This is a genomic window from Verrucomicrobiota bacterium (assembly GCA_027622555.1).
Taxonomy (GTDB): Bacteria; Verrucomicrobiota; Verrucomicrobiia; order Opitutales; family UBA2995; genus UBA2995.
On record JAQBYJ010000186.1, the window covers coordinates 1 to 7533 of the forward strand.

The following is a 7533-nucleotide window of genomic DNA, read 5'->3' on the forward strand; positions in this document are numbered from 1 at the left end:
CCGAGGGCAAGTTTATTTATCAATCCCTGTAACCATACGCATTATACGCTCTAAATAATTATACCGTGTCGCATAGGTGAGCTCCTTCGATTTGTTTTTGCTGTCGATGAAAATGCGGGTATGAGTTTCCGGCGGCCATTGTTCGTAGTAGGGAGTCGTTACTTCCAGGTAGTCGATCTGTATGTCGGCTTTCGTACCCTTGGCCAGGCTTTGAGTTACATTTTGAAATACGAGATATTCGGTGGGGTTCGGTGTGTCGCCCATCACAGTATTCCCGCGATACAAATTGCGGGGATATTCGCTGAGCGGAACTTCCCACTGATAAAATTGTGGATCCTCTGGTGAGGCCTTAATGGCAATATCGGGATGATCGACCTGCACGGTGGTTTCGGAGTTATTACTCGGCTGATTTCCGAACTGTAATCGAAGACTTGGGAATTTTCCTTTTTCGGTTGAGACATGGGACGCTCTTACGCGAACCTGAAGGATCCCGGTGTCCGGTAGGAAATCGCCCAGATCCATAGTCTGGTCTTTGCCGATCGGGATGATCAAAACATCCGGGGAAAGCGCGGGCACCTCAAGTTTGGTGAGACTGGGTGAATAAGACTGCTTGGCACCGCTGTAACGCCACGTGGCTTTGATGCCTTTGTTGGTGTGCAAATTCTTGAAGTGCGTGTTAACTGGGTTGAAATCATGTCTCTCTTCTACGGTTTCCAAAGCTCGTTTTAGCTTTGCCGGATCGTTCTCATTTCGTTTTTTGGCTGTTTCCAAATCCTGGAAATATTTGATCTCCATCTGGGTGGCACCCTCGTCCATGGTGATGCCGTAGTAAAGCGTTTCCGGTTGCTCTCCGCGCACGGTGGCTTTCTGGAGTGCCTTGCGCCCGATCTCGCGGTAGGACTCAAACTGCATGACCGACATTTGGAGCATCTCCGAGCTATTTTCAAAACCGTCCGCCGAATTCGTTTCCGGCGGCAGATCCTTGGCGAAGTCGTAAGAAAGCCCGAGCAGATCCTGCAGCGCGTAGTTGTATTCGTAACGCGTCATGCGGCGAAAGGACGAGTGTCCCTGCTCACTGCGGCGCATCTGGGAAGCCACCTGGATTTCGGAAGTGAGCCATTCAATAACTGTACTGCGATCTTCGTCGGTCATCTCTTCTTCGTCCTCCGGAGGCATTTCGCCATTGGTCACCACATCCATGACGTCCAACCACCAATTCACATCACCCCCGCGGAAAAGATCGGGGTTCAAGGTATCGATACGGAAATCACCTTTCTGCTTCTTCTCGCCGTGACACTTGTAGCACGTCTCCTTCAACACCGGCTCAATCTCTTTACGAAATACGTCCAGCGAAGGCTCCGGAGCTCCCTTGCTGTGGGGCCGCGTCTGTTGTTTCTTGAAACTGGATTGTATGGCTCCTGCTTTCCTGACTTTCTCAAGCGAGGGGAGAGTTGACCCAGGCTCGGCCTGAACCGTGGCATTCTGCAAGACGCATGCCAGGGAAATAGTAAGGCAACGTTTCCACATGGAATCTGAAATAGGTCTGAACATGCTTAGGGGTGGACTTCAAGGTAGGGAGGAACCCAACGATTCCTAAAAAGAAATTAATTGAGGACTTGAACCGGATTGTCTAACAATAAAAATAGCAGAACCACTGATGGCACTGATTTACACTGGCCTGGAATCTCCTCCGTTTCCTTCTGTTTAAATGACTTATTACTGCCTCATGGAATTTCGCGCCATTTCGCGTATTTCGTAGTTACAATAATACCGGTTTTTAAAATTGAACCACTGATGGCTTAGAGCAGCAGAGCCGCAACCAAAGTTTAACCACAGATTACTCAGATGGGCACAGATATTGTAAATATGAACCCACGAATGGACACCAAGTGACACGAATCATGAGGTAGGGACCGATCGCCGAGCGGTCCGATATCCGGAAAGGTTTGTCCGTTCATTTTTTTATTTGAACAGGAGTCTGCTTTCGGTTTTTAGCGTAATTCAGTGCTTTTCGTAGTTAAAGAATTCTTCTTTGAACTTATTTTTTGAACAGAAGCCAACAGAGTAAGCAGAGAAAAAAGAATTCCCATAGATTGTTTATTTGGTGGTCGGAGTAAGATGTGCCAGTTACGGACCAAATTAAAATATGAACAACGAAAAGTGCTAAATTACGCGAAACAAGACGGTCATTCTATTTTCGCGCCTTTTCGATTATTTGTTAGGTTCAAAGACAAGCGCGGATTTACTGGTACACTTGTGCCTGCCATACGGCTTTAGGCGTGACAGAGTATCAACCTCCCTCTCAAATCATAGGAGATTAAACCATGTATATCTCTCAAATAATCTTCTGTCTCGCAAACGATCTAGAACCTGAAACACCTACCAGCGAATTAAGGAGGACCTGCAGATGGAGCGCGTAAGATTGGGAGAGAGCGGTCTGTCTGTTTCGCCAATTTCCTTTGGCACCTGGCAGTTGAGCCCGCGGTTTTGGGGAGAGCAATCCAAGGACGAAGCCATGGCGGCGATGAAACTGGCTTTCGAAAAAGGTATCAACTTTTTCGACACAGCTGAGGCCTACGGCGATGGCTACGCCGAAACAGTGCTTGGCGAAGTAATCCAGGAGCTTCCTCGAGACGAGCTGGTTATTGCGACGAAAGTGTTTAATCGCTTCAAGCCGGATGGTTCCCGCTACCCTGACTTGTCGCCCGAGCACATCGCGGAACGATGCGAGTTGTCGTTGAAGCGATTGGGAGTCGAAACCATCGATCTTTACTTCCTCCATCTATTCGATCCATTGACACCGTTTGCCGACATAGCCGGTGTTCTCCAAGAGCTGAAAGAGCAGGGCAAAGTACGGAGTTTAGGTTTGAGTAATCACTCGGTGGAACAATGTCGTGCGCAGCGCAGGCATGGTCCCTATTCCGTCGTACAACCGCCTTATAGCCTAATAGATCCAGCGGGAGAAACGGACTTAATTCCCTACTGCCAATCGGAAAATATCGGTGTGATGATTTACTCGCCCATGCATAAAGGTTTGCTTTCAGGAAAGTACAGCGGCGAGGAGACATTTACCGATTTTCGTAGAAATGATCCCGACTTCCAGGGCGACCGATTCAAGGAATTGTGTGCCAAAGTCCAAAGCCTGAAGCCCATCGCTGAACGTTATGATCTGACGATCTACCAATTGATCCTTGCCGCCACGCTGATGCATCCATCCATTCAAGTGGCCATATGCGGAATCAAAACTCCGCTACAAATCGAGGAAGCTGTTGGAGCCATCGGAAAACGCCTGTCGCGCGAGGATTATTTTGCCGTTCGCAATACCGTCGGCCCCGGCAGTCCGAAACCACCCGATGCCAGTGGCAAAAAGAAGTAGTTCAAAACAGTAAATTCATCTCGTGACATGGAAGTTGCCTCAGGCCAATGAATCACCAGAATCCGTCGCCATGAAGAAACCCACTTCCCTGATCGTTTGCACCTTTTTCTGTATCGTTTTTGGGCCCGCCTTACAAGCGGCTGATGCGCCCATCGAGATTCCTCTTTGGCCTAACGGGTTGCCCGGAGGAAAATCGGTGACGCTAGAAGAGGTTTGGACCGAACGACCTATCACAGACGGGACGGACACAAAGGTGGACCGCTCGGTCAAAGATATCTCCCATCCAACGATGACGGTTTATCTCCCGGCCAAACCCAACGCGCAACGAACCTCCATCGTCATTTTGCCAGGCGGCGGATTTTCACACCTCGCCATCGATAAAGAGGGACACGATATCGCCCGCTGGCTAAATTCAAAGGGCATCGCCGGAATCGTCGTCAAATACCGGGTCGTTCATCCCGCCAGTGGGTTCCATGTCTACAACGCCTCGGTTCCCGATTGCCTGCGCGCGATCAGACTCGTGCGACACCACGCCAAAGAATGGAAACTGGATCCCTCGAACGTTGGCGTAATGGGATTCTCGGCTGGTGGTTATCTTACAGCGGCTGCGGGTACGATTTCGGATGACGGAGAAGTCTGCGCGTCGGACCCGGTTCAACGCCAGAGCTGCCGACCCAACTTCATGGCTCCCATATATCCACTGATCGAGCTCGACCAACGAATAGCGTCCGAGGCGAGTTTCACGGAACGTATGTTTGGACCGGACTCCACGCCAGATCGGGTGGCGAAATTCTCGCCTCTGAAGCACATTTCGGAATCCACGCCACCGACCTTTCTCGTACATGCAAATGACGACAATCTGTCTTCAGCAAACAGCGCGCGGTTTTATTTGGCCTTGCTCGATGCCAAAATTCCAGCCGAGTTGCATGTTTATTCGGAGGGCGGTCATGGCTATGGGATTCGTCAGCGAGGATTGCCCATTTCATCCTGGCGTGAACGCATGCTGGACTGGATGAAGCTGAATGGTTTCGCGAATTGACGATGGGTATAACGGAGGGGGAAATCGGTGCCGCGCACTCTTTTACTTCTCCCTGGCGCCAAGCACTTTCATCGCGGCGTTGTGACCGGGAATGCCGCTGACTGCTCCACCTCGTTTCGCAGCGGAGCCGCAAAGGAGAATATTCGGATGCCTGGTTTCAACTCCCCACTGACCAGCTTCTTCTTTTGTTTCTACGAAGGGCCAAGTGAGATTACCGTGAAAGATATTACCTTTGGGAAGATGGATTTTGCTTTCCAGGTCGACTGCGCTCATCGCCTCGATGCAGGAATTTCCGTGCATATCTTTTGCCAGGCAACTTTCGATGGGTTCCTTCAGAAACTGATTGATGCCGTCCAGGTATTTTTTAATCACTTCGTTTCGGACGCGATCGTTGTCATTTTCAAAAAGGCGATAGGGCAAATCGAGACCGAAGAGGGTGATGGTTTGAAAACCGTGCTTGTTCAAGTCCTCTGAAAGGATGGAGTTGTCTGTCAGTGTATGGCAGTAGATTTCCCCTGGAAGCGGCGAAGGAACTTTACCAGCCATACTCTCGTTGTAGCTTGTAAGCATCTGCTCATAACCCTCATCGATGTGAACGGTACCTGCGAACGCCTCCGTAGTTTTGTAACGATTCGAGCGCAATTGTGGAAGCCTCTCAAGCAGCATATTGATCTTGAATCCTGCTCCTTCGATTAGAGTTTCATCTGGGCTACTATTATCGCCAAGCATTATTTCCAGCTCTTGGGATGACGCGTTGCAAAGAACAAATCTCGCGTCGACCTCCTGCTCCTTTTCGCCAGCGTCAAAACGGAGGGACGAACGATTGCGGCCCGGACTGACTCGGTTGACTTTGGCGTTGGTTGCGAAGGTTACCCGTCCAGTGGATTTTGCTACTTGTACCAATTCGTCCACCAAGGTCCCCATGCCACCCACTGGAACGCGCCATTCACCTGTTCCTTGTCCAATGATGTGGTACAGGAAGCACAGGTTCTGAAGCAGAGTAGGGTCATGCGGAAAAGTTGATACTCCTATTTTTGCGTCTGTAAAAACGACGCCTCGAATCAGGTCATCTGAAATCAATTCTTCAATGACATTCCCGAGCGGTTCTTCAATCAAAGCCTGCCATGCCCGTTCTCCCTCAAGGTCCATTCGACCCCGCATTTCATTTCTGGATACCAAAGGAGATGTCAGGCTTGGCCAAATGATGGAGGCCAACTTACTCTGCATTTCCTGGAGCTTGAGATAGCCCTTATAGTCATTCTCGTTTCCGGTGAGCTCGAGAAAGGCACTTCGGTTCCCTGCAGAATCGTCGTTGCGAATTAACAGCTCCCTGTAACTTCCGTTCTCAATCGAAGGTGTCCACGACGCTGTTCTGCGCGACCTAAACTCCAGATTCAGACCGAGCTCGTCGATGACCTTTTGCGGGAAGAGGCTGACGAGGTAAGAATAAACGGAGAGTCGCGCATCCACTCCGTCGAAGACTTGCTTTGATCGTGTTGCGCCGCCCATTTCCGCATTCCGTTCCAGCACCAACACCGACAAGCTGGCCTTCGCTAAATAGCACGCGGATACCAGTCCATTGTGTCCTCCACCGATGATGGCGACGTCGTAATTCGTTTTAATTGCGGCCATGCGGGTAGAGTTATCCGTTCAAAATTGAATCGAGCAGATGTTCATCCGCCCTATTAGAAACCATTAACCTTGTTCTACTCAATCGAACGAAGTTGCTAGGCAATGTGGGCACCCTTTGTTTCCACGTAGACCGAGTATAGCGAGGTGCTACCTGTCATAAACAGACGGTTCCGTTTGGTGCCTCCAAAACAGACGTTGCTGCAAATCTCGGGAAGAAGGATCTGTCCGATGCGATCGCCGTCTGGAGCGAAAATATGAACGCCGTCATAACCTTCTCCAACCCAACCCGCACTGGACCAGATGTTCCCATCTGCGTCTGCTCGAATTCCATCCGCCAAGCCCGCTACGGTTTCTCCGTTGAGCTCCATTTTCATCGATGCAAATGAACGACCTTTGGCCAGCTTTGTGGAATCGATCACATCCCACGCCTTGATTTCAGGTTTGGCGTCCGGGTAGTGGCTCATGCCCGTATCGGCGACGTACAGCTTTTTGTAATCCGGTGAAAAGCAAAGGCCATTGGGTTTGACGATATCGTCTGTCACCTTGGTCAACTTGCCCGATTTACCATCAATGCGATAAACCGCTTCTTTTTGAATGGGTTGAGGGGAACCGGTGTCAATGCGGGTTCCCTCATAATTCATGAGAGCGCCGTAGCCGGGATCGGTAAACCAAATGTCTCCATTGGGGTGCACCACCGCGTCATTCGGAGCGTTGAGAGATTTTCCTTCAAAACTTTCAGCCAATATAGTTTCGCTGCCATCATACTCGTAACGAACAACTCTGCGAGTGCCATGCTGGCAGGAGATTTGCCGACCTTGATAGTCGAAGGTGTTGCCGTTACTATTTCCGCTCGGGGTTCTGAATGTGCTCACATGACCATTCTCCTCCAACCATCGCAGCTGGAGGTTGTTCGGAATGTCGCTCCAAACGAGATAACGCCCAACACCATTCCACGCCGGACCCTCTGCCCAGAGCATATTTTCGTTGTGATAAAGTCGTTGGATATGAGTGGTCCCGAGTTTGTATTTTGCAAACCGTGGATCAATAACCACCACATGAGGATCCGGGTATCGTACGGGAGGAGCACCGGTGCCGTATTCGCGTGCGATGGCTTTGGAGGCTAAACCAGCCAACAGCATTCCGAGGAAGGTTCTTCTTTCCAATTTTGATGTTCGTGGAAAAGGATTCTCTGTGTCTTGAAACGGATCTCTCATGGTTGTATTTATAATAGGATTTTACAGGTTATCATTTAACTTACCTAGTGTAGTGCATCAAGCAGTCTGTAACATATCAAGCTTTGCACGAGCCCACTTTACTTTTTCCAGAATATCCTTCGCGCTGGCGGTCCAGACGAAGGGTTTGGGGGCTGCGTTGTGTTGCCCAATGTAATCGTTGATTGTGTTGATGAGCTCTGGAACGTTCTTGAACACGCCTCTGCGGAGACGCTTGTCAGTGAGGTCGCGAAAAAACCGTTCCACCATATTGA

6 protein-coding genes are annotated in these 7533 nt (G+C 50.0%); 2 read left to right on the forward strand and 4 right to left on the reverse strand.

Annotated features, from left to right (window positions below):
- Positions 1–12: 12 nt before the first annotated feature.
- Entirely contained in the window at positions 13–1551 is a 1539-nt protein-coding gene (locus O3C43_24095) for a DUF1587 domain-containing protein (GenBank protein MDA1069568.1), read from the reverse strand.
- An 856-nt stretch (positions 1552–2407) separates the two neighbouring features.
- Here O3C43_24095 and O3C43_24100 point away from each other — a divergent pair.
- A complete protein-coding gene (locus tag O3C43_24100) occupies positions 2408–3376 on the forward strand; it encodes an aldo/keto reductase (protein MDA1069569.1) in 969 nt (322 codons plus the stop codon).
- A 22-nt stretch (positions 3377–3398) separates the two neighbouring features.
- The gene (locus O3C43_24105; protein MDA1069570.1) at positions 3399–4415 is read left to right on the forward strand and encodes an alpha/beta hydrolase; all 1017 of its coding nucleotides are present in this window, start codon (positions 3399–3401) and stop codon (positions 4413–4415) included.
- A 42-nt stretch (positions 4416–4457) separates the two neighbouring features.
- Here O3C43_24105 and O3C43_24110 read toward each other — a convergent pair whose 3' ends face one another.
- From O3C43_24110 to O3C43_24120, 3 genes are all read right to left on the reverse strand, one after another.
- Positions 4458–6047 (reverse strand): NAD(P)/FAD-dependent oxidoreductase, encoded by a 1590-nt coding sequence (locus O3C43_24110; GenBank protein MDA1069571.1) that lies wholly within the window; start codon positions 6045–6047, stop codon positions 4458–4460.
- A gap of 95 nt (positions 6048–6142) precedes the next feature.
- A complete protein-coding gene (locus tag O3C43_24115; protein ID MDA1069572.1) occupies positions 6143–7261 on the reverse strand; it encodes an SMP-30/gluconolactonase/LRE family protein in 1119 nt (372 codons plus the stop codon).
- A 57-nt stretch (positions 7262–7318) separates the two neighbouring features.
- The coding region (locus O3C43_24120; protein MDA1069573.1) for an IS630 family transposase at positions 7319–7533 on the reverse strand (215 nt) is incomplete at its 5' end.

Bases quoted from the DNA above. Each gene is read 5' to 3' on its own strand.
- O3C43_24095 (MDA1069568.1), bottom strand. From the start codon at position 1,551: ATGTTCAGACCTATTTCAGATTCCATGTGGAAACGTTGCCTTACTATT.
- O3C43_24100 (MDA1069569.1), top strand. From the start codon at position 2,408: ATGGAGCGCGTAAGATTGGGAGAGAGCGGTCTGTCTGTTTCGCCAATT.
- O3C43_24110 (MDA1069571.1), bottom strand. From the start codon at position 6,047: ATGGCCGCAATTAAAACGAATTACGACGTCGCCATCATCGGTGGAGGA.
- O3C43_24115 (MDA1069572.1), bottom strand. From the start codon at position 7,261: ATGAGAGATCCGTTTCAAGACACAGAGAATCCTTTTCCACGAACATCA.